Source organism: Nonomuraea sp. MG754425 (assembly GCF_021699195.1).
Classification (GTDB): Bacteria; Actinomycetota; Actinomycetes; order Streptosporangiales; family Streptosporangiaceae; genus Nonomuraea.
The window spans coordinates 11,124-30,943 of sequence record NZ_SSXE01000068.1; the positions used below are offsets into that span (position 1 = coordinate 11,124).

Sequence of the window (19,820 nt, forward strand, 5' to 3'; positions counted from 1 at the left end):
GGGTGGGTGCATGTTCCATACGGTCACCGCTATGACTCCGCGGGAACATTTGTCCAAGACTGCTGGTCGGCTGCCCGTGCATAGTCTCCGCATGAATGAGTACGACATCGAGCATTCGCTTGGGACGCACGTGGTCCATGACGGCCCGCGGCAGGCGCCCCGGCGGTAGGCCGCCGCGATGGCGGGGTCCAGGGCGGTGGGGCGGCCCAGGGTCTTGTCGGCGGCCACGGCGGCAGCGGCACCTTCGCGGGCGCCCTGGCCGGCGACGACGCCGGGATCAAATGACGGTCTCCGTCCTCGGATAGGCACGGGAGCAGGGCGAGGATGACGACGAAGCGGATGGTGTCGCTCCCGGCGGCCTCGCGCCGCGTGGTGAAGGCCGCACGGTAGAGGGAGAGCCGCCGGCTGGAGGGGGGTTCGTAGACGGGGGCGAGGGCGGTAGGGCGTGCCGCAGGCAGACCCGGTCAGCCACGTCCGGCATCCGTGCGGGTGACGTCTAGGGCGATGGGCAGGGCGATGGGCAGGGCGTTGCCCGCACCGGTGCCGGCCTGCCAGGCCGGCTCGACCGGCCCCTCGCCCCCTCATACGCCACCCCTCACCCCTCATCGGCTCGGTCACGGGCCGGGTCGTGACGAGATCGACGAAACCGGAGAACGATGACCACCACCAGCGACCCCGCTCGGCCGACCGAGCAAGCGCATGCCGATTCCGCGGCGGGACAGAGCATGACACGGCTGTTGCGCCCGCATCTGCGGAGTTTCGCGGCCGTGGTGATCCTGCAGGTCATCGGCGCGCTCGCGGGCTTGGCCCCGCTGCTGGCGCTCGTCGAACTGGGCCGTGCCCTGCTGTCGCCCGGCCCGATCGACCACGTTCACGTCTGGACGGTGGTGATCGCGGGTGCGGCCGGCCTGTTCGTCCGGCTGCTGTGCACCGCCGCGTCGTCGGGAATCGGGCACGTTCTCGACAGCCGGGTGCAACTGACGTTCCGCCGGCAACTCGCCGCGTCGCTGGGACGCGTCCCGCTCGGCTGGTTCTCCCGGCGGCGCACCGGCGAGCTGGCCAAGGTGGTGGGCGAGGACGTGAGCGCCGTGCACCCGTTCCTCGCCCACGCCCCCGGCGAACTCGTCGCCGCGTTCGTGGTGCCGCTGGTGTCGCTGATCTACCTGTTCACCGTCGACTGGCGGCTCACGTTGATCACGCTGATCCCGGTGGCGCTGGCGACAGCGCTGGTTCCGCTGCTGATGCTGCCCGCCAGGACGCGCGAGCAGGAGGCCTACGACGCGGCCATGGGACGGATCGCCAGTTCCGTCGTCGAGTTCGTGCAAGGCATCTCGGTGGTCAAGGCGTTCGGCGGCGGCGAGCGCGCCCACCGCACGTTCCTGACGGCCGCCGACGACTTCGTCAGCATCTTCTCCCGCTGGGTGCGCGGCATGTCCGTGATCGCCGCCGGGATGCAGTTGGCGCTGTCGCCGCCGTTCGTGCTGCTGGTCGTGCTGGTCGGAGGCACGGCTCTGATCACCTCCGGCGGCCTGGCGCCGACGGACCTGCTGCCGTTCCTGCTGCTCGGGCTGGGACTGACCGCTCCGGTGGCGGCGCTCGGCCACGGCTTCGACGACCTGCAGGCCGCCGGCCGCGCGGTCGGCCGGATCAAAGAGGTGCTCGCGGTCCGGCCGCTGCCCGAGCCCGCCCACCCGCGTCCGCCGCGGGGGCACCGGGTGGAACTGCGTGACGTCCGCTTCGCCTACGACGCCGGCCACGAGGTGCTGCGCGGCATCGACCTGGTGCTGGAGCCGGGGACGGTCACCGCGGTCGTCGGGCCGTCGGGAAGCGGGAAGTCCACGCTGGTCCAGTTGTTGCCGCGGTTCTTCGACCCCACCCACGGCTCGGTCCTTCTCGGCGGCGTCGATCTGCGCGAGATCGGCAGCCGGGAGTTGCATCGGCAGGTGGCCTTCGTCTTCCAGGACGTCCGTCTGCTGCGGGTCTCGGTCGCCGACAACATCGCGCTGGCGGTGCCGCGGGCCGGCCGCGACGACGTGGTCCGCGCCGCCCGGCTGGCCGGCATCCACGACCGCATCCTCCAACTGCCGCGCGGATACGACACGGTGCTCGGTGAAGAGACCAAGCTGTCCGGAGGCGAGGCGCAGCGGATCTCGATCGCCCGCGCGCTGCTGGCCGACGCGCCCGTTCTGGTGCTGGACGAGGCCACCTCCTTCGCCGACCCGCAGACCGAACAGGCGGTCCGCCGGGCCCTGGCGACGCTGGGCGGCGACCGCACGATCGTCGTCATCGCCCACCGGCTGGAGACGGTCGCCGGCGCCGACACCGTCGTGGTGCTGGAGGACGGAGTGATCGTCGAACGCGGCAGGCCCGCCGACCTGCTGACACGAGGCGGAAGCTTCGCCGCGTTCTGGCGATCCCCCATCGAAACCCACGATGGCGTGCTGCGAGGAGACGAGCCCCGATGATCCGTATGCTGCTGCGCGTGCTCGGAGACGAGTACGCCCGGGCGATGCGCCGCACCGTGATCCTGATGACGGTCACCGCGGTGGCCGAGGGTTCGTCCTACGCGCTGCTGGTCCCGGTGCTGCGGGCGCTGCTCGGCAACACGCCCGCGGACGCCGTGCCGTGGCTGGTCGCGTTCGGGGCCGCGGTCGCCCTCTACGCCGTGCTGCGCTACATCAGCGACCTGTCCGGCATGCGGGTCGGGACCACCATGTTGCGCGGCATGTATCACCGGCTCGGCGAGCATCTGGCCCGCCTCCCTCTCGGCTGGTACAACGCCGGTCGCATCGGCGAGGTGTCCGTCCTGGCCGGCCGCGGCCTCCTGCAGGCCATGGGTGTGGCCGCGCATCTGCTGGCACCGTTCATCTCCGCCCTGGTCACGCCGCTGACCATCGTGGCCGTGATGACCGCCTTCAACTGGCGGATGGGGCTGGCCGCGTTGCTCGCCGCACCCGGCGTGGCGGCGATCCAGGCCCGGACGGCACGCGCGACGGCCGCCGCCGACTCCGACCGTCACGAACGCGACCAGGAGGCCGGCGCGCGTGTGATCGAGTTCCTCCAGGCCCAGCCGGTGCTGCGGGCCGGCGGCCGGACCGGCGAACGCTTCCAGCGGCTCGACGACTCGCTGCTGGATGCCCAGCGCGCCTCCCGCCGTACCGTGCTGGCCACGCTGCCCGGCGCCGTGGGACTGACGCTCACCGTGCAGGCGGTCTTCACCGGGCTGCTGGTCCTGGGCGCCTACCTCGCGCTCGGCGGGAACGTCGGCGCGGCGGAGATCCTGGCGATCCTGGTGCTGGCCGCCCGCTGCGCCGACCCGCTGCTGTCGCTGTCGGACATCGGCGGCAAGCTCCGTGGCGCGCGTTCGGAGCTGGCCAGACTCGAGACGGTGCTGCGCACGGAGCCGCTGCGGGAACCCCGCGAGCCGAGCCGGCCGGCGCACCACGGCCTGGAGTTCGACGCCGTCGCCTTCCGGCACGGCGAGCGTACGGTGTTCGACGAGGTGTCGCTCACCGTCCCCGAGGGACAGCGGCTCGCGGTCGTCGGGCCGTCCGGCGCGGGCAAGAGCACGCTGTTGCAACTGCTGGCGCGCTTCTATGACGTGGACGCCGGCGCGGTGCGCGTGGGAGGCGTGGACGTGCGCGCGATCAGCACCGAGGCGTTGATGGCGCGGATCGCCATCGTCTTCCAGGACGTCCATCTCTTCGACGGCACGATCGAGGAGAACGTGCGCCTGGGCCGTCCCGACGCGGGCGTTGCCGAGGTGCGGGCGGCGGCGACCGCGGCCCGGCTGGACGAGGTGATCGAGCGACTGCCCGGAGGATGGGCGGCGAAGGTCGGCGAGGGCGGCGCACTGCTGTCAGGCGGTGAGCGCCAGCGTGTCTCGATCGCGCGGGCGCTGCTGAAGAACGCGCCCATCGTGCTGCTGGACGAGGTGACCTCGGCGCTGGACCCGGTCAACGAGGCGGCCGTCCACGAGGGCATCGAGCGCCTGATGGCAGGCCGGACGGTGGTGATGGTGGCGCATCGCATGCGGACGGTCCGGCGCGCCGACCAGATCGTCTTTCTGGACGGCGGCCGGATCGTGGAGGCAGGCAGCCACGACGAACTGCTCGACCACGGCGGCCGTTACGCCGACTTCTGGAACGTCTCCCTGGCTCCCGCCGCGCGGGAATGAGCCCGCCAGGCCCGTGTTCCGGCCTTCGGACATCGGTACAGCCGTTATGGTGACGGCCGCCGGTCTTCAGCTCCGCGGGAACATTCGTCCAAGACTGACGCTCGGCCGTCCGTGCACAGTCTCCGCATGAGTGAATACGACATTGAGTACCCGCATGGGATGCACGTGGTCCATGACGGCCCGCGGCAGGCGCCGCCGTTGTTGCTCATCCACGGGTCGGGGGCCTCGGGTGGCTTCTGGGGCCCGGTGGTCCCGGCGCTGGCCGGCCACCATCACGTCATCCGCGTCGACCTGCCGGGTTGCGGTCAGTCCCCGCCCGCGCCGTCGTATGACGTGCCCGCGCAGGCGGGCCAGGTGGCGGCGCTGCTGGACGACCTCGGGCTGCGTCACGTCGCCGTGGCCGGGCACTCCAGCGGCGGCTATGTCGCCACCGCGCTTGCCGAGCAACGTCCCGACCTCGTGGGTGCGCTCGCGTTGATCAGTAGTGGCCCGAGTCCGGATGCGCTCCTCCGGCAGCCGTTCATCCTCCGGGCCCTGCTGGCCCCGCCGTTGGGCCCGCTGCTGTGGCCGAGGCGTTCGGACGCCATGATCCGCAAGGGGATCAGCGCGACGGCCGTTCGCCCGGTGGACCTCCCGGACGACGTGGTCGCCGACGTACGGGGCATCTCCTACCGGGTGATGCGGACGGTGCTGCGCCGCAACACCGCCTACATCGCCGAGCGGAGCCTGCCCGAGCGCCTGGCCGTCCTCGACGTCCCCGTGCAGGTGATCTTCGGCGCTGCCGACCCCCGCTGGGAGCCGTCGTCGGCACACCGGTACGACGCGGTGCCGCAGGCGCGGGTCGAACTGCTGCCCGGCGTCGGGCACCTGCCCATGCTGGAAGCGCCGGAGACGGTCGGCGAACTGCTGCTGAACTTCACGGCAATGGCCGCCGAGGACCGGTGATCCCCTGATACCCGGACCGGCCAGGTGCCGCCGACCGCGCGAACTTGTCCTCGGCCAGACGGCTAGTCCGGCCGCCGCTCCGCCGCTGTGCTGCTGGAACGACTGCGATCGGCTCCTGTTCGCGGGCGTCTGCGGGATTTGGGCTTGCCGGTATGGTCCGTGTACTCCAGCCACCACTCGGCGATCAGCAGGTTGACGACCCAGCTCAGCCAGACGCCGGCGGCTCCGATGGCCTCGATCATCGCCTGTTCGTCGCCGCCGTAGACGGAGTCGAGCTGCGGAAGCTGGATGAGAAGCAGTATCCCGGCCCACAGACGACTCACGACGATGGACGTGGTCAGCGCGAAGCTGCGGATCATCCACCTGCGGTGCTCCGGGAAGCGCCGCTGCCGCGCCATCCGCCATCCGGCGATACCGGTGATCAGCCACACCAGGCCCAGCATGGTGTTCCCGGTGTTCCCCCCGAAGCCCGTGTGGCCGAACGGGGCGACTCCGAGCACGGTGATGCCGGCCGGGAAGACCCCGAGGAAGAAGTACGCCCGCCCCGTCCAGCGGTGCGCCCGGGGGAACGAGCGGCGAAACCACGGCCACACCTGGAAGCACCCCGTCAGCAGGGCCACTGTGCCGAACATGATGTGCGCCACAAGCAGGGGGTAGAAGAATGGCGGGGAACCGGACACCTCGACCCTCGATTGCGCCGGATCGAAGGTAAGGTACGGCGGCACAAAGTACGCCACGAAAGCGAGCATCACGATGAACAGCGGTGCGATCCAGCGAAGCTGGCGCCGTCGCTGTGGTCGCGCCGCCGGCTGCGGAGGCGGCGCTCCGGCCCCGCCCCCGTCGGGTACCGAGCCCGGTCCTCCCAGCATCGTGGCCACAGAAGGTCTCCTCGTCGTCGGGGCAGGCGGGAGTCACCCGCCCATTGGGGCCAGCCTCGCGGGGACGCGGATTCGGGGCCAGAGTCGAACCGACTGCAGTCATTCGGGAGACCTCCGGCGGGGAGCCGGGACTCACCGGTGATGCACGGTCGGCACGGAGAACAAGGTGCCGTCGCCCGGCTGCTCGCCGACGCGCGGAGCGGACGTAGCGGGGTGCTGGTCCTGCGCGGGGAAGCGGGGATAGGGAAGAGTTCGCTGCTACGCCATGCCGCCGAGAGCGCGGCCGCTTCCGAGCCCATGCGGGTGCTCGCGTGTGCGGGGGTGGAATCCGAGGTCGAGCACGCGTTCAGCGGGCTGCTCGGGCTGCTGCGGCCGGTGCTCGATCACCTTGACGCGCTGCCCGGCGTCCAGGCCGAGGCGCTGCGCGGCGCGCTCGGCATGACCGACTCGGCGGCCTCGGACTTCCTGGTCTCGGCGGCGGTGCTCACCCTTCTCGCGGCGGTGGCGGCGGACCGCCCGCTGCTGGTCACCGTCGACGACGTGCAGTGGCTGGACCGGGCCTCCGCCGCCGCGCTGCTGTTCGCCGCTCGCCGGCTGGCCGGCGAGCGCGTCGCGATGCTGCTCGCCGTGCGCGAACCCGAACCGCTGCCGGTCAATACGGCCGGGCTGACCGAACTGGTGCTGCACGGGCTGCCCCCCGAGGATGCCGCGCTACTGCTCGACGCGTACGGCTGGACGCTGCCCACTCCTCAACGGGACGCCCTCGTCGCGGCGACCGGTGGCAACCCGCTGGCGTTGATCGAGTTGGCCCGGCTCGACGAGCCCGAGCGGGCCCTGCCCGATCTCGCCATGACCGGAACCCTGCCGGTGAGCGCCCGCGTCCGCGCGGCGTTCCTTCGGCAGGTCGAAGCCCTGTCCGCGGAGGGCCGTGCGGCGCTGCTGGTCGCCGCCGCGGAGGAGAGCGGGAACGCCGGCACCGTCCTCGGGGCCGCCGCCCGGATGGGCCTGCCGGCCGACGCTCTGGGCCCGGCCGAGCGGTCGGGGCTGGTGCAGCTCACCGGGGCCGAGATCCGCTTCCGGCATCCCCTGGTCCGCTCCGCCGTCTACACCGACGCCTCGTTCGACCGCCGCCGTACGGCGCATCTGGCCATCGCCGCGTACCTGGGCGCCGCTGGGGAGCAGGACCAGGCGACCTGGCACCTCGCCGTGGCCACGACCGCACCGGATGAGAAGATCGCCGCCGCGCTGGAACGAGGCGGCGACGCCGCCCGGCGGCGCGGTGGCGCGGCCGCGGCGATCTCCGTCCTGCGGCAGGCCGCGCGGCTCAGCGAGGTGCCCGCCGACCGCTGCCGCAGGACGGTGACCGCCGCCTTCGTGGCGCTGGACGCAGGCCGGCCCGGCCTGGCACGGACGCTCACCGACCAGGTCCTGGCCGAGCCCGTGCCCCCCGCGGTACTGGCCCGGCTCAATGGGACCATCGAGCTGTACAGCGGGGACCCCGCGATCGCCTACGCACACCTGATGCGCTGCGCCGAGCTCATGGCATCCGCCGAACCCGAGGAGGCGGCCTGGATCTTCACCCTTGCGGCGGGGGCCGCGTTGCACGCCGGAGACATGGCGGCGACGATGCTGGCGACCGGGCGCATCACCGGCCTGGACTGCTCCCCGGCGACGCTTCGCGCCGCCGAAGGTCTGCTCAAGGGCTACGAGGGTGTCATCACCGGGGCCGAACTGTGGGAACTTCCGGGCGCCATGGCCCAGGCCGGGGGCGGGGGCGGTGAGCGGGAGTGGATGTGGGCGACCGTGATCGGCTGGATGGGGCCCGACGACCACCAGGCCCTCAGGCTCGCTGAAACCACCGGCCGCCGGGTCCGTGCCGCGGGCTTTCCCGCGCTCCTGACCGAAGTGCTGTTCTACCACGCCGACATCGAGTTCCGGCTCGGGCGCTGGACCGAGGGGGCCGCGCACGCCCTGGAGGGCTTGCGGTTGAGCTACGAGACCGGCCAGCGGGGATGGACGGCCAACTTCCTCGCCCAGTCGGCCCGGTTCGCCGCCGTGCGCGGCGAGGCCGCGGAATGCCGCAAGCTGGTCCGGCAGACGCTGGAGATCGCGCTCCCGCTGCGCGAGCGGGTCGCGGCGGCGACCGCGACCGGTGCCCTTGGGCTGCTGGCGCTGGGTGAAGACGCTTCAGGGGAGGCGTTCACGGAGTTGATGCGCCTGATGGAGCGGGGTTCGCCTCGATCCAATGACTTCGTCGCCTTCGCGATGCTCCCGGACCTGGTCGAGGCCGCCGTACGCGCCGGACATCCGGAACCGGCCCGGCGGGTCGTCGCGGCCATGGAACCTCAGACCGGTGGCATCCGCGGGCCCGTCGCCCTGGCCCGGAAGCACCGCCACCGCGCGATCCTGGCAGACGACGCGCACGCCGAGTCGCACTTCCGGAGCGCGCTCGCGGACGGCGGACTCGACCAGCACCCCTTCGACCGGGCGCGGACCGAACTTCTCTATGGGGAATGGCTGCGTCGCAACCACCGCAGGACCGAGGCCCAGCCGATACTGAGGGCCGCAGGCGAGACGTTCGAGGCGCTGGGAGCGGCACCGTGGGCACGGCGCGCGGTCGCCCAGTTCCGCGCGGCCGGCGGCGCCGTGCCCCGCAAGAGCCGGGCGGTCGCCGCGCTGCTCAGCCCGCAGGAACTGGAGGTGTCCCGGCTCGCGGCCAAAGGGCTGAGCAACCGCGAGATCGGCGACCGGATGCACCTCAGCCCGCGGACGGTGGGCTCGCATTTGTATCGGGCGTTCCCCAAACTCGGGATTTCCGCCCGCGCCGAACTTCGCGACCTCGACCTCGACTGATCTTCCAGGACGTCCATGCAGGTCAAGCGGCATGTGTGTATTCACGGAGAACGGTGTACACGCCTCGTTGCGGCGTTCTTCGACCTGGCCGGCACAATCATCACCGTCCGTAGCCTCCTCCGCCGTGCCTGGACCACCCACTGCTGGGACGGGCGCCTCACCAGGCGACCATGACTTCGGGCCCGTCGCGCGAGCATTCAGCCCGGTTGCTTGATGCTCTCGATGATTCGGGCGAAGCCTTCCGCTCCGTGGCCCGCATCGATCTGGCGCTGGATGAGCCGCTGGACCATGGCGACCACCTCGGTGCTGATGCCCTGGTCGGAGCTGGCGGCAAGGAGGTTACCGAGGTTGGAGAACTCAAGGCTCTGCTGCCCTTCGACGGTGTAGTCCCCGCCGTCGATGACCGCAGCGAACCCGTGGAACGCACCGGTCATGGCGGTCTGCCACGGTGCGGCCCTGGCGGCGAACTCGCCCGCCGTGATGCCGGCCGGCGCGACCATGGCGGCGCCGTGCATGAATCCGGCGAACATGGCGTACATGCCCGAGAGCAGGGCGAGGTCGTACAGAGACGCCAGCCCGGCATCCTTACCGAAGTAGGTACTGGTTCCCCACAGGTCGAGCAGCGGCTTGTACTGGTCGAAAACGGCGGCCGATCCGCTGTAGAGGATCGATGACCCGGGCCGGCCGATCATCGCCGGGACGGCCATGATGCCGCCGTTCAGGTACGCGACCCCAGCATCGGCGGCCCAGGCGGCGATCTCGCGCGACTGCTCCGGTGACATCGTGGTCACGTTGATCAACGTTCGTCCGACCAACTCCTCGGCGAGCGGATCGAGCACCTCGTGGACCGACGCGTGGTCCAGCAGGCATGCGATCACCAACCGGCCGGCCCGGACCGCGTCGCCTGCCGTGGCGGCCGCCTGCGCCCCCTGCGCAACCAGGTTGCCCGCCTTTCCCGCTGAGCGGTTCCAGACCGTTGTCGCGTGTCCGGACTCCACCAAGGCGGCTGCGAGAGCGTTGCCCATCGCGCCCAGTCCGAGAACGCTCACCTGAACGCTGTCGTTGGTTGTCATGTTTAGGGGCTCCCCTCGTGTTCGTCGTTCGGGGAGATCCTCTCCACTGCCGGTAGGTTTGACCAGTACCGACTAATTTGTCAGGTACCCACCTGAAGGTAAGTAGGCATGGGAGGGCGGGATGGCAACGTCAGCACGACGTGGCCCCTACTTCTGCGGCATCGATGCCGCGATGGACGTGGTCGCCGGGAAGTGGAAGTGCCTGATCCTCTGGGAACTGCACAACTACGGGACCCGCCGGTTCGGCGAGCTCCGGCGCGGCCTGCCGGGCGTCAGCGAGAAGATGCTGATTCAACATCTGCGGGAGATGGAAGAAGACGGGCTCGTGCATCGGGAGGTGTACCGCGAGGTGCCGCCGAAGGTGGAGTACTCCCTGACGGAGCACGGCGTCTCGCTCAACGCTGCCCTCGCCCTCTTGGGGCCGTGGGGCACCGAACGCATGCGGCGGATCGGGGCCGAAAAGGTCTCCGTCGACGTCGCCGCGACGGTTCGACGATAGAAGCGGATGGGTCGGATCGTAGATCGTGCCCTGTGGCAGCACCACGAATCGGTCCCCCCGGGGGGCCGGTCAGCCGTGATGGCAGTGCAGGTACAGGTCTCCCGGCGATCACAGAGCGTCGCAACTCCGTGATCACCCGGCGTGGCGTTCCCACGAACCGCTCCGCGAACGCGAAATACGGCCGCGCGGAGACCATCACGCGGAGGCGCGGGGATGGTTCTGTTCGCGCCAGGCCCGCGGTGAGATGCCGTACGTCTGTTTGAACACCTTGCTGAAGTGGGTCGCGTCCGCGAAGCCCCAGCTCCGCCCTATCGCCGCGATGGTCCGCAGTCGCCCGTTCGGGCCGGCCAACTCCCGCCTGCATTCGGCCAGACGGCGCGTACGGATCCAGTCTCCGAGGCTGATTCCCGAGCGGGACAGCACAGCGTAGAGATGGCGTACGGAGATGTCGTGCGCCGCGGCTATCCGCGCCGCCGACAGATCCCGATCAGCCAGATGCTCACGGATGTAACGAGTGACCCGCAGGCTGAGCGTCGCCTCCAAGGGCGCCTTGGCCAGGCCGGAGTCGCCGTGCTGGGACGTCAGAACGGCACGGAGGAGTTCGACGCTGGGTTGCACGGCGGCGTCGGCGTGCACACCCTGGTGCAATTCGTCGGCGACGGCCAGTTGGGAGAAGTAGGTGAAGGCGAGACGCGCGATGGGGTTGTCGGATCCCAGAGGGACCGCGGTGATGTCTCGCAGCAATCGGTCGGGGAGCGCGAGTGCCGCGCGGGGGAAACGGATGAAGCGGTGGTCGACTCCCTCGTCGAAGAGAAGTGTGTAGGGAGCGACCGACTCGAAGACGGCGCAGTCTCCCGGCCTCAGCAGGCACTCACGACCGTTCTGCACCACCATGCTGCTGCCCGCCATCTGAACACCTAGAGTGACGGCCGACTCCTCATCCTCCCGGAGGTGCCGCTCCGTCCGGCGGAGCGTGACCGCGGTCGCCCGCGCCGAACAGATCCTGAGGGGCCCGACGGCGCCGAACCCCATGCGAACGGCGATGTCCTCAGTCGGCGGACCGTGGTCGATGTCGACTGCCACCATGCCTTCCCACACCGCGTTCCGGACCACTTCCTCCCGGTCCCGCGGCGGTATGAAAGCGGTGTCCAGGACCGGGCTCATGAGGTGGACCTTCGTCCGCGTCGGTCACAGAGCCGGCCTGGCAGCACCTCGGCCCGTTCCCCCACAAAACCCCCGCTCGACACGGCCGGGTTCGACGGCACACAGGGCCGTCGCCTGATACGGCGTCTGAGCTGTGCACCACTGACAAAGTTCCCAGCATGACTGACAAAGTCCGAAACCCACGATAACCCTAAGGTCTACTGACGAGGTCAGAGAAGGGAGAGCTTCGTGGCGGCCGTGGCCGAGCGTCGTCACGGTGGATCACGAGGAGCTCGTTCCAGGGCATGCCGAGTCGCAGCCTCGTTGGTCCCGGTGTCGTCACTGCTCAAGCCTGTGGGTTTTCATGATCGGTTGCGTGGACGCGGCGGCTGTAGTCCTTGATCGTTGAGCCTTGATCCACGGACGGCCCGTCATCCCTGGATGTCCACGTGGGGCCGACAGGGGCTCGCTCGGCGGAGCAGAAGGCGTCGATCATGTAAGAGTCCAGCTCAAACTGCTCATGCGCGGAACTGATTCAGTCGATTGCGCATTCTGATCCTTTCTCATCACCCACAAACAGGGGGAAATAATGTCGTATACGGGGCGTAACACGAGGATTGCGGCCGCGGCGGCGCTGGGCGCACTGACGGTGCTTCTCGCCGCCGGATGCTCCTTCAGCATCGGCGACGTGAAGAAGAAGAATGAGGCGACGGCCAGCGAGGAAGCAACCGCTGTCGAGGAAAACCCGGCCGAGAAGCAGCCGAGAGCCGAGGAGGGGCCGGTCGGCGACGACCCCGCAGAGCCCGGGAGCACGGGCGCCAGCGAGGACGGGGCCGTCCACAAGGCCCGAGTCGCGCAGACGATCTCCGACAAGCTCGCCGCGAACTCCGGCAAGCGTCCCGACAGGGTCACCTGTCCTCAGCACCTCCCGGCCCGGGTCGGCGCCACGATCCGTTGCGAGCTCACTGCCGGCAGCGACACCCTCGGTGTCACCGTCACTGCCGCCTCGGTCAACGGCAACCAGGTCAATTACCGCTTCAAGGTCGATAACAACGTCGGGTGAACACAGAACCCGCGCGACCCGTTTCACCAGTCGAACTAAACATATTCGAGCCGGGTTCGGCCCAGCCGGTCAGGTGCTCGGGAGCGCCGCTGAGCAGCCAGGCCCCGGTGCTGGCCCCTGCCGACCTCGATGACCAGGGCTACCCGGCGGCCGTCCTGCCGCTGCCCGGGGCGGCTCCCGCGGCTGACCCGGTCGGCCAGGACGCGCAGCACCTCGTGCCCGCCGGTCACGGTGTCTTGGTCTCTTCGGACAGGTAGGCCCGGGCCTCGGCCCAGATGCCGCGGTCGGACTGGGTGGTCATCCACGTGGTGGACCTGAGCCGGCCCCGCCCGCGGTAGCGCCGCACGATGGCGACGTGCTCCGGCCAGCCGACGAACCGGCGCAGGGCCTGCTCGTCCAGCCAGATCGACACCGAGCCGCACCTGCCGCGCAGCGGCTCCGTCCAGAGCCACATGCCGACCGCGCCGGGCAGTTCGGGCCAGGCCCGGCGCAGGGCGAGTCCGGCCCGGTAGACGCCGGGCAGGTCGCGCAGCCGGTCGGCTTGGAAGTCGGTGATGCTGACCAGCACCGACCCGGGGGTGCCGGCCGCCTCCCCAGGTGTCCAGCGGCTCGTCAGCATGGCGCCGCCCACGACGGGTCGCGGCCCAGCAGGCCGAGCAGTCGCTGGAAGTCAGGGGCGTCGTCGGGCACCGGAACCCTGGTGTCGAACGCGGCGCCTGGACCGCGGCTCTTCGGCGTGTCCGGCCACCGGGAGGCCATCGCCAGCGCGGACGCGACCAGTTCGGGGTCGGGCCGGTAGAAGGTGTCGATGCTCGTGGCGACGTCCCATCCGTGCACGAGGCAGTCGACCAGGTGCATGCTGATCGCGACCCGCCCGGGGAAGACGCCGAACTCGCCGATCTCGACCTGGCGGTCGTAGAAGTCAGGGGCGGCGAACGCCTTCGTGACCGCGGCCGCGGAGTCGTGGAAGGCGCCGAACGGGTCGTCGCCGTCCCGGACGGACCGCTGCGCCGGCGGGTTCGCGGCGGCGGCGAAGCCGTGGTTCTCGTCCGCCATGTGCCGCAGCAGGTCGTCCAGGTTCCATTCCGTGCACGGCGTGGGCCGGTCGAGGTCCACGGCGGTGACCTGGGCGATCGCTCCTCCGGCGAGGTCCAGCGCGCGCCGATGCAGGTTCCGGAGGTCCACGGCTGGGAGTCCAGTCATCATCCACCCTTCTAAGTACGAACGTTCGTGCTGAGAATAGGAGTGTGCTGAGTCAAAGGTCAAGCGGCTATCGTGAACCGAACGTTCGTGCACGGAGGGGTGGAGATGCCGGGAAGACCGCGGGACGAACGGACACGCAGCGTGATCCTGCGCAGGGCGGCGGACATCGCCTCGCTGGACGGGCTGGAAGGGCTGTCGATCGGTCGGCTGGCCACGGACCTCGGCGTGAGCAAGAGCGGCCTGTTCGGTTACTTCGGCTCCAAGGAAGAGCTGCAGCTCGCCACGATCCGCGCCGCGACGGCCGTGTACGTCGAGGAGGTCGTCCAACCCGCGCTGAGCGTGCCGCCGGGCCTGGGCAGGGTGCACCGGCTGTGCGAGAACTGGCTGAGCTACTCGCAGCGGCGGGTCTTCCCGGGCGGCTGCTTCTTCTTCGCCGTCAACGCGGAGTTCGACGCCCGCCCGGGCCGGGTGCGGGACGCCGCCGTCGCGGCGAGCCTCGACTGGACCCGCTTCGTGGCGCGCGCCGTCGACGACGCCCGCCAGCTCGGCGAACTCGCCGTCGACACGGATCCCGACCAGCTCGCGTTCGAGCTCATCGCGTTCATGGAGACGGCCAACGCCGTCTCCCTGCTGCACGACGACCCGAACGCCTACGAGCGGGCCAGAACCGCCATCCGCCGGCGTGTACCGCTTCAAAAGTCATCGCAGGGCGCTTGACCTGCGGATCGGCCTGATGCGGCGGTACGGGCAAGAGGGGTTCTTGTCGGCCCGGCGCCCCGGGACGTCGGCACCTCCTGGCGAACGTTCCTGCGCACCCGGCACGTGCACATCCTCGGCCGCAGGCCAACTGCTGTGCCGAGCGGTGGGTGCGCACGGTACGGACCGAATGCACCGACCGCATGCTGATCTACAACGAACGGCACCGGTCCCGCGCGCAGCGGCCACCCGATCACGATGAGCAGACCGTCGTATCGCTGGAAGGCCGGATCGAACGCCGCAGAGTGCTCGGCGGGCTGATCAACAAGTACCACCGAGCCGCGTAGCCACTCTGGAGAACTTCCAGCTCAAGGCCCACGTGATGAATGTCGAATCGGTACAGGCCGACACCCTGAAATCGAGAATGTCCAGGTCGGAAGGGGTGAAGAGTGCCGTTATCGAAAATGTCCAAGAATGCCACCCGATGCCATGTCGTATCAGGTGCCGATGAGCATCCGGCGAGCAACCGCGGGGCGGATAGTATCCTTCGACCGCTCCTGATTCACGTTCGATTTGCGAGCTTGCTGTTGGCGCTCGAACTTACGACAGCCGAACCTGGAACTCGCAGGTCAAGGCGGCAGTGACGCGCGGATGATGTCGGCGTTGAGGGGGCGTGCGCAGCACGACGGCACATGTGCTAAACTGGGCTCAGTTGCAGTTGTGGTACCCATAAAAGACTTGTGTGCACCTGACGGTATGTAGCCTCAGGTGCATTTTTTGTTCTCCGGTCATCTCCGGGTGTGTGGTCCTATCACGGCGACGCGGAATCCGTTCGATGCGGATTCCGGCTTTGCACCCATCTAAGGAGATCAACATGGCTTCTGGCACCGTGAAGTGGTTCAACGCGGAAAAGGGCTTCGGCTTCATCGAGCAGGACGGCGGCGGCCCCGACGTCTTTGCGCACTACTCCAACATCGTCGCCAACGGCGGCTACCGTGAGCTGCGCGAGGGCCAGAAGGTGGCCTTCGACGTCACGCAGGGCCAGAAGGGCCCGCAGGCCGAGAACATCGTTCCCGCCTGACACTGCGCACCACGTAGCCGGGGCCCGCGCCGCAGGCGCGGTCCCCGGCGCGTTGCTTTTGTGGCATCCATCGTGCCGTGAATGCTTTTCATCCTCACGCTGCCTGCGCAACTCGGTGATTCTGAAGGACGGCGATGGCCGAGGGATGCAAAAGCCTCACTTACCTCAACGAGCAACACCTACGCCAAACCCTCACCCGCTACCTGCAGCACTACAACACCGCCCGACCCCACCGCAGCATCGGCCAATTGTCCCCAGCGCAAGCCGAAACCGGATCGCCGGCTGATCAGGTGGCCGGCTGACACCACCCGAGAACGCGCAGGTCAAACACCCCATCCCATTTTTGGGCCCCACAGGCTCCCTGAGAAGCACGCCGTGCGGTGCCCCAGATCCCGCCCGGCTCGCCGACGCCCGCACACGGGCCACCAACTCCGAAGCCGCGGCGTCGTCGAGGGGTTTGCCTTCGTGGTGGACGGGTGCGGGACGGGTGCGGAAGACTGCCTCGATGACTGCTGAGTACGCCCAGAGTGACCAGTTCCGTGGCGCCCGCATCCACCTGTGCGACCTTGCCGGTCTGGAGATCCGCGATTGCGAGGTCAGCGGTCTGAAGATCGTCGACTGCTATGGGAGCGACGTTTACCTCGGTGGCGACTTCGAGCGTCTCGTCGTCAACGACGTCGACGTGACCGCCTACGTCGAGGCCGAGCTCGACCGCCAGCACCCCACGCGGGTGCTGGCGCGTGATGCCGCGTCCCCCGGCGACTACCGGGCTGCTTGGGATGCCATCGAGACGCTGTGGGCGGCGACGCTCGACCGCGCCCGGCTGTTGCCCGAGGCCAAGCTGCACGAGCAGGTCAACGGCGAGTGGTCGTTGGTCGAGACCCAACGGCACCTGCTGTTCGCCGGCGATGCCTGGCTGGGCAATGCCGTGCTGGAGGAGGAAGCGCCGTACCACCTGTTGGGTTTCCCTTACGGCGGGATGCCGCCCGACGCGACGGCGAAGCTCGGTCTCACTCTCGAAGCCACCCCGACGCTGGAGGAGGTGCTCGCGCCGCGGCTCGCCCGGATGGCCACGATGCGGCGTGTCGTCGACGGGCTCACCGAGGCCGAGCTCGATCGGGTGTGCGGTCGCAAGCCGGCGGACCCGTATCCCGACCAGGAGTACGTCGTGCGCCGCTGCCTCAAGGTGGTGCTGAAGGAAGAGGCCGAGCATCACCGTTATGCGGTGCGCGACCTCGCCGTGCTCGAGGCCGGTGCCTGAACTGGCGCTGACCCGGCCGGAAATGACCTCCAGCCGCATTGCGTGCTGCTGTTCCCGGCTCCTCAACTCCCCGTCCCTGCCAGTTCCGACCTGCGGAAACGGCCCAGTGATCGTTATCGCGCCGGACTTATCCCCTGACGTTCGAGCCGTAACCCTCGCGCGCACACCTGCTGCGACCAGGAGATTGCCTCTTTCGCCGTTACTTGTCCGCTGAACCGCCCCACGCGCTGGCGGGTTGTGCCTGCGGTGGTCGCCGAAGCCGTCCGGGCAGGCTGCCACGAGAGTGTCAGTGGGTCTGCCGTCGAACGTCAGTGAGTTCGCCACGAGGGGTATCAGTGGGGGCGTCTACGCCGGCGAGGACGCCCGCGTCCGAACGTGAGGCCGCTCGCTTCCAGGAGCAGGCCAGTCGGCCGCCCTCACCGTCCCTTCTGCGCAAGCTGGACGGTCTTTGTGCCAAGCCTGTCTTCTGACCTCGTCAAATGCGTACCTGTCGCTGTTGGTGACGCGGTACCGGCGGAAAGACCTGTATCGGGGGGCAACCCGCCGCCGCCGTGGCCCCTGCCGATCGGAGCTTGGTTGATGCGTGACAGGTCACCGCGATTTCCCGTCCACCTGGACAGGAAGCACCTGCCCGAGCCGGAGTGGGACTACGCGGGCGCGAAGATCGGCAGGTACGCGACCGAGTCGACCCCGGACTTCCCGATGCCGCAACAGGCGCCGGAGGGGGCGCCGAACATCCTGCTGGTGCTGCTCGATGACGTGGGCTTCGGTTGGCCGAGCGTGAACGGCGGCCTGGTCAGGATGCCGACGGCCGAGCGGTTGGCCGGCAACGGGCTGTTGTACAACCAGTTCCACACCACGGCGCTGTGCTCGCCGTCGCGGGCGGCGCTGCTGACCGGGCGCAATCACCACACGGTGGCGACCGGGGTGATCCAGGAGATGGCCACCGGCTACCCGGGATACAGCGGCATCATCCCCAAAGGCACCGCGACCTTCGCCGAGTTGCTCAAGCACGCCGGCTACACCTCGGCCTGGTTCGGCAAGAACCACAACGTGCCCGACAATCAGACCAGCCCGGCGGGCCCGTTCGACAACTGGCCCACCCACCAGGGCTTCGACTACTTCTATGGGTTCATCGGGGGCGAGACCGACCAGTTCTTCCCCTCGCTGTACCGCGACACCCAGCCGGTCGAGCCGCCGGCCCGGCCGCAGGACGGCTACCAGCTCACCCGCGACCTGGCCGACGAATGCATGGGCTGGATCGTCAAGCAGAAAACGATCGCGCCCGGCCGCCCGTTCCTGGCCTACTTCTCGCCTGGTGCGGCGCACGCCCCGCACCAGCCGCCGCTGGACTGGCGCGGCCGTAACGAGGGCCGCTTCGACATGGGCTGGGATGACTACCGCCGGATCGTGCACCAGCAGCAGCTCGATCGCGACATCATCCCGGCGGGCACCCGGCTCACCGAGCGGCCGGAGCAGATCCCGTCCTGGGACAGCCAGCCCGCCGAGCATCGCCGGCTGTTCGCGCGTCAGGCGGAGAACTTCGCCGACTTCCTGGAGCACACCGATCACGAGGTGGGCCGGGTCGTGGAGGCGATCGAGCAACTGGGCGAGCTGGACAACACGCTGGTGATCTACATCATCGGTGACAACGGCTCCAGCGGCGAAGGCTCCTTGATCGGTACTCCCAACGAGGTCATGAGCCTGAACGGACGCCAGCCCTCCATCGAGGAGGCGATGGGATTCCTCGACTCCTGGGGGCTGCCGGGCACCTCACCGCACTACGCCGTCGGCTGGGCTCATGCCGGTGACACGCCGTTCCAGTGGACCAAGCAGGTGGCCTCGCACTTCGGCGGCACCCGCAACAGCATGATCGTGTCATGGCCGGCCCGCATCGCCGACGTCGGCACGGTGCGCTCGCAGTTCCACCACGTCATCGACGTGACGCCGACGCTGCTCGAAATCGTCGGTATGACCCACCCGACGGAAGTGAACGGCTACATCCAGAAACCGATCGAGGGAACCAGCTTCGCCTACACCTTCGACGCCGCGAACGCCGACGCGCCCAGCCGCCGCACGCAGCAGTACTTCGAGATGATGGGCAACCGGGCAATGTACGCCGATGGCTGGATCGCCTCCTGCCGGCACGGCCGCCTGCCCTGGGAAACCGCGGGCACCTTCAGCTGGGACGACGACGTGTGGGAGCTGTACAACCTCGCCGACGACTTCAGCCAGGCCGTCGATCTCGCCCAGCAAGAACCGGAACGCCTACGGGCACTGCAGGACCTGTTCATGGCCGAAGCGGCCCGCTACAACGTCCTGCCGCTGGATGACCGCTTCGCCGAACGACTCGACGTGACCCTGCGCCCCAGCCACTTCGCCGGCCGTCATCGCGTCACCTTCCACGAGGGCATGATCCGCCTGCCGGAAGGCAGCGGCCCCAAGCTCGTCAGCGTCCCGCTCACCCTCACGGCCACGGTCGACATCCCGGATTCCGGCGCCGAAGGCGTGATCTTCGCCGTCGGCGGCGACGCCGCCGGATGGTCACTGTTCGGCTGGCAGGGCAAGGCCCGCTTCCACTACAACTTCTTCGGCATCCGCCGCCACGACCTGCTCTCGCCCGGCACGCTTCAGTCCGGCCGCCACACGATCGCGGTGACGATCACGCCCCAGACCGCCCGGCCGGGAGGCCCCGCGAACGTCACCATGTCCATCGACGGAACGCCCGCGGGCGAGGTGCATCTACCCGAGCAGATCCCCCAAAGATGCGGCACCGAGTGCATGGACGTCGGCATGGACTGCGTCTCACCCGTCTGCGACGACTACGCCGACCAGGGCCTGTTCCCCTTCACCGGCACGATCCACGAGGTCACCTTCGACTTCCCACAGGTGACCCAGCCGACCGGGCACGAACGGCTTGAGCTGGCCACCAGGATGGATTGACCAGC

At 69.4% G+C, this 19,820-nt stretch carries 18 protein-coding genes and 1 pseudogene; 13 read left to right on the forward strand and 6 right to left on the reverse strand.

Going from position 1 to position 19,820, the window contains the following annotated elements:
- The first annotated feature begins 725 nt into the window (after positions 1-725).
- The 3 genes from FAF44_RS23525 to FAF44_RS23535 all read left to right on the forward strand — a co-directional run bounded on the left by FAF44_RS23525 (position 726) and on the right by FAF44_RS23535 (position 5,122).
- Entirely contained in the window at positions 726-2,465 is a 1,740-nt protein-coding gene (locus tag FAF44_RS23525) for an ABC transporter ATP-binding protein (protein ID WP_237105397.1), read from the forward strand.
- Positions 2,462-4,177 carry an ABC transporter ATP-binding protein gene (locus FAF44_RS23530; RefSeq protein ID WP_237105398.1) on the forward strand — a complete coding sequence of 572 codons (1,716 nt, stop codon included), beginning with the start codon at positions 2,462-2,464 and terminating at the stop codon, positions 4,175-4,177. The genes FAF44_RS23525 and FAF44_RS23530 overlap by 4 nt, the downstream gene beginning before the upstream one ends.
- A gap of 126 nt (positions 4,178-4,303) precedes the next feature.
- The gene (locus FAF44_RS23535; protein WP_237105399.1) at positions 4,304-5,122 is read left to right on the forward strand and encodes an alpha/beta fold hydrolase; all 819 of its coding nucleotides are present in this window, start codon (positions 4,304-4,306) and stop codon (positions 5,120-5,122) included.
- Positions 5,123-5,184: 62 nt separating this feature from the next.
- On the opposite strand, the gene FAF44_RS23540 is transcribed toward FAF44_RS23535, so the two are convergent.
- Positions 5,185-5,991 (reverse strand): DUF2306 domain-containing protein, encoded by an 807-nt coding sequence (locus tag FAF44_RS23540; protein WP_237105428.1) that lies wholly within the window; start codon positions 5,989-5,991, stop codon positions 5,185-5,187.
- 150 nt (positions 5,992-6,141) lie between these two features.
- On the opposite strand from FAF44_RS23540, the gene FAF44_RS23545 reads away from it, so the two are divergent.
- Together FAF44_RS23545 and FAF44_RS23550 are read left to right on the forward strand one after the other, a co-directional pair.
- Positions 6,142-8,853: an AAA family ATPase gene (locus tag FAF44_RS23545; RefSeq protein ID WP_237105400.1), complete on the forward strand. Its 2,712-nt coding sequence runs from the start codon at positions 6,142-6,144 to the stop codon at positions 8,851-8,853.
- Between the two features lie 63 nt (positions 8,854-8,916).
- Positions 8,917-9,027: pseudogene (locus FAF44_RS23550) on the forward strand (IS5/IS1182 family transposase); the annotation flags it as partial.
- 23 nt (positions 9,028-9,050) lie between these two features.
- Here the strand turns inward: FAF44_RS23550 and FAF44_RS23555 are convergent.
- Positions 9,051-9,926 (reverse strand): NAD(P)-dependent oxidoreductase, encoded by an 876-nt coding sequence (locus FAF44_RS23555; protein ID WP_237105401.1) that lies wholly within the window; start codon positions 9,924-9,926, stop codon positions 9,051-9,053.
- A gap of 172 nt (positions 9,927-10,098) precedes the next feature.
- On the opposite strand from FAF44_RS23555, the gene FAF44_RS23560 reads away from it, so the two are divergent.
- Positions 10,099-10,425 carry a helix-turn-helix domain-containing protein gene (locus FAF44_RS23560; RefSeq protein ID WP_237105402.1) on the forward strand — a complete coding sequence of 109 codons (327 nt, stop codon included), beginning with the start codon at positions 10,099-10,101 and terminating at the stop codon, positions 10,423-10,425.
- A 195-nt stretch (positions 10,426-10,620) separates the two neighbouring features.
- Here FAF44_RS23560 and FAF44_RS23565 read toward each other — a convergent pair whose 3' ends face one another.
- Positions 10,621-11,589: a helix-turn-helix domain-containing protein gene (locus FAF44_RS23565; RefSeq protein ID WP_237105403.1), complete on the reverse strand. Its 969-nt coding sequence runs from the start codon at positions 11,587-11,589 to the stop codon at positions 10,621-10,623.
- A gap of 568 nt (positions 11,590-12,157) precedes the next feature.
- Between FAF44_RS23565 and FAF44_RS23570 the strand changes: the two genes are divergently transcribed.
- The gene (locus FAF44_RS23570) at positions 12,158-12,631 is read left to right on the forward strand and encodes a DUF4333 domain-containing protein (RefSeq protein ID WP_237105404.1); all 474 of its coding nucleotides are present in this window, start codon (positions 12,158-12,160) and stop codon (positions 12,629-12,631) included.
- Positions 12,632-12,666: 35 nt separating this feature from the next.
- Here the strand turns inward: FAF44_RS23570 and FAF44_RS23575 are convergent, their stop codons facing one another.
- The 3 genes from FAF44_RS23575 to FAF44_RS23585 are packed head-to-tail and all read right to left on the reverse strand — an operon-like array spanning position 12,667 to position 13,816.
- On the reverse strand, positions 12,667-12,861 hold the full coding sequence (locus FAF44_RS23575) for a hypothetical protein (protein WP_237105405.1): 195 nt from the start codon (positions 12,859-12,861) through the stop codon (positions 12,667-12,669).
- On the reverse strand, positions 12,858-13,250 hold the full coding sequence (locus FAF44_RS23580; protein ID WP_237105406.1) for a hypothetical protein: 393 nt from the start codon (positions 13,248-13,250) through the stop codon (positions 12,858-12,860). The genes FAF44_RS23575 and FAF44_RS23580 overlap by 4 nt, the downstream gene beginning before the upstream one ends.
- Positions 13,244-13,816, reverse strand: coding sequence for a TIGR03086 family metal-binding protein (locus tag FAF44_RS23585; RefSeq protein ID WP_237105407.1), 573 nt, complete (start codon positions 13,814-13,816; stop codon positions 13,244-13,246). Before FAF44_RS23585 ends, FAF44_RS23580 begins: the two co-directional genes overlap by 7 nt.
- Positions 13,817-13,906: 90 nt before the next feature.
- Here FAF44_RS23585 and FAF44_RS23590 point away from each other — a divergent pair, with 90 nt between their 5' ends.
- The 6 genes from FAF44_RS23590 (at position 13,907) to FAF44_RS23610 (ending at position 19,815) form a co-directional block, all read left to right on the forward strand.
- Positions 13,907-14,551, forward strand: a complete 645-nt coding sequence (locus FAF44_RS23590) for a TetR/AcrR family transcriptional regulator (protein WP_237105408.1) — start codon at positions 13,907-13,909, stop codon at positions 14,549-14,551.
- A 182-nt stretch (positions 14,552-14,733) separates the two neighbouring features.
- Positions 14,734-14,877, forward strand: a complete 144-nt coding sequence (locus FAF44_RS23595; RefSeq protein ID WP_237105409.1) for a hypothetical protein — start codon at positions 14,734-14,736, stop codon at positions 14,875-14,877.
- Between the two features lie 527 nt (positions 14,878-15,404).
- Positions 15,405-15,611, forward strand: a complete 207-nt coding sequence (locus FAF44_RS23600) for a cold-shock protein (protein ID WP_237105410.1) — start codon at positions 15,405-15,407, stop codon at positions 15,609-15,611.
- A gap of 134 nt (positions 15,612-15,745) precedes the next feature.
- Positions 15,746-15,913, forward strand: coding sequence for an integrase core domain-containing protein (locus tag FAF44_RS56410; RefSeq protein WP_368857767.1), 168 nt, complete (start codon positions 15,746-15,748; stop codon positions 15,911-15,913).
- Positions 15,914-16,116: 203 nt separating this feature from the next.
- The gene (locus FAF44_RS23605; RefSeq protein ID WP_237105411.1) at positions 16,117-16,872 is read left to right on the forward strand and encodes a DinB family protein; all 756 of its coding nucleotides are present in this window, start codon (positions 16,117-16,119) and stop codon (positions 16,870-16,872) included.
- 579 nt (positions 16,873-17,451) lie between these two features.
- Entirely contained in the window at positions 17,452-19,815 is a 2,364-nt protein-coding gene (locus FAF44_RS23610) for an arylsulfatase (protein ID WP_237105412.1), read from the forward strand.
- Positions 19,816-19,820: the final 5 nt, after the last annotated feature.

Excerpts from the sequence above, each read along its gene's own strand:
- FAF44_RS23525 (WP_237105397.1), top strand. The coding sequence starts at position 726 with ATGACACGGCTGTTGCGCCCGCATCTGCGGAGTTTCGCGGCCGTGGTG.
- FAF44_RS23530 (WP_237105398.1), top strand. The coding sequence starts at position 2,462 with ATGATCCGTATGCTGCTGCGCGTGCTCGGAGACGAGTACGCCCGGGCG.
- FAF44_RS23535 (WP_237105399.1), top strand. The coding sequence starts at position 4,304 with ATGAGTGAATACGACATTGAGTACCCGCATGGGATGCACGTGGTCCAT.
- FAF44_RS23540 (WP_237105428.1), bottom strand. The coding sequence starts at position 5,991 with ATGCTGGGAGGACCGGGCTCGGTACCCGACGGGGGCGGGGCCGGAGCG.
- FAF44_RS23545 (WP_237105400.1), top strand. The coding sequence starts at position 6,142 with ATGCACGGTCGGCACGGAGAACAAGGTGCCGTCGCCCGGCTGCTCGCC.
- FAF44_RS23555 (WP_237105401.1), bottom strand. The coding sequence starts at position 9,926 with ATGACAACCAACGACAGCGTTCAGGTGAGCGTTCTCGGACTGGGCGCG.
- FAF44_RS23560 (WP_237105402.1), top strand. The coding sequence starts at position 10,099 with ATGGACGTGGTCGCCGGGAAGTGGAAGTGCCTGATCCTCTGGGAACTG.
- FAF44_RS23565 (WP_237105403.1), bottom strand. The coding sequence starts at position 11,589 with ATGAGCCCGGTCCTGGACACCGCTTTCATACCGCCGCGGGACCGGGAG.
- FAF44_RS23570 (WP_237105404.1), top strand. The coding sequence starts at position 12,158 with ATGTCGTATACGGGGCGTAACACGAGGATTGCGGCCGCGGCGGCGCTG.
- FAF44_RS23580 (WP_237105406.1), bottom strand. The coding sequence starts at position 13,250 with ATGCTGACGAGCCGCTGGACACCTGGGGAGGCGGCCGGCACCCCCGGG.
- FAF44_RS23595 (WP_237105409.1), top strand. The coding sequence starts at position 14,734 with ATGCTGATCTACAACGAACGGCACCGGTCCCGCGCGCAGCGGCCACCC.
- FAF44_RS23600 (WP_237105410.1), top strand. The coding sequence starts at position 15,405 with ATGGCTTCTGGCACCGTGAAGTGGTTCAACGCGGAAAAGGGCTTCGGC.
- FAF44_RS56410 (WP_368857767.1), top strand. The coding sequence starts at position 15,746 with ATGGCCGAGGGATGCAAAAGCCTCACTTACCTCAACGAGCAACACCTA.
- FAF44_RS23605 (WP_237105411.1), top strand. The coding sequence starts at position 16,117 with ATGACTGCTGAGTACGCCCAGAGTGACCAGTTCCGTGGCGCCCGCATC.
- FAF44_RS23610 (WP_237105412.1), top strand. The coding sequence starts at position 17,452 with ATGCGTGACAGGTCACCGCGATTTCCCGTCCACCTGGACAGGAAGCAC.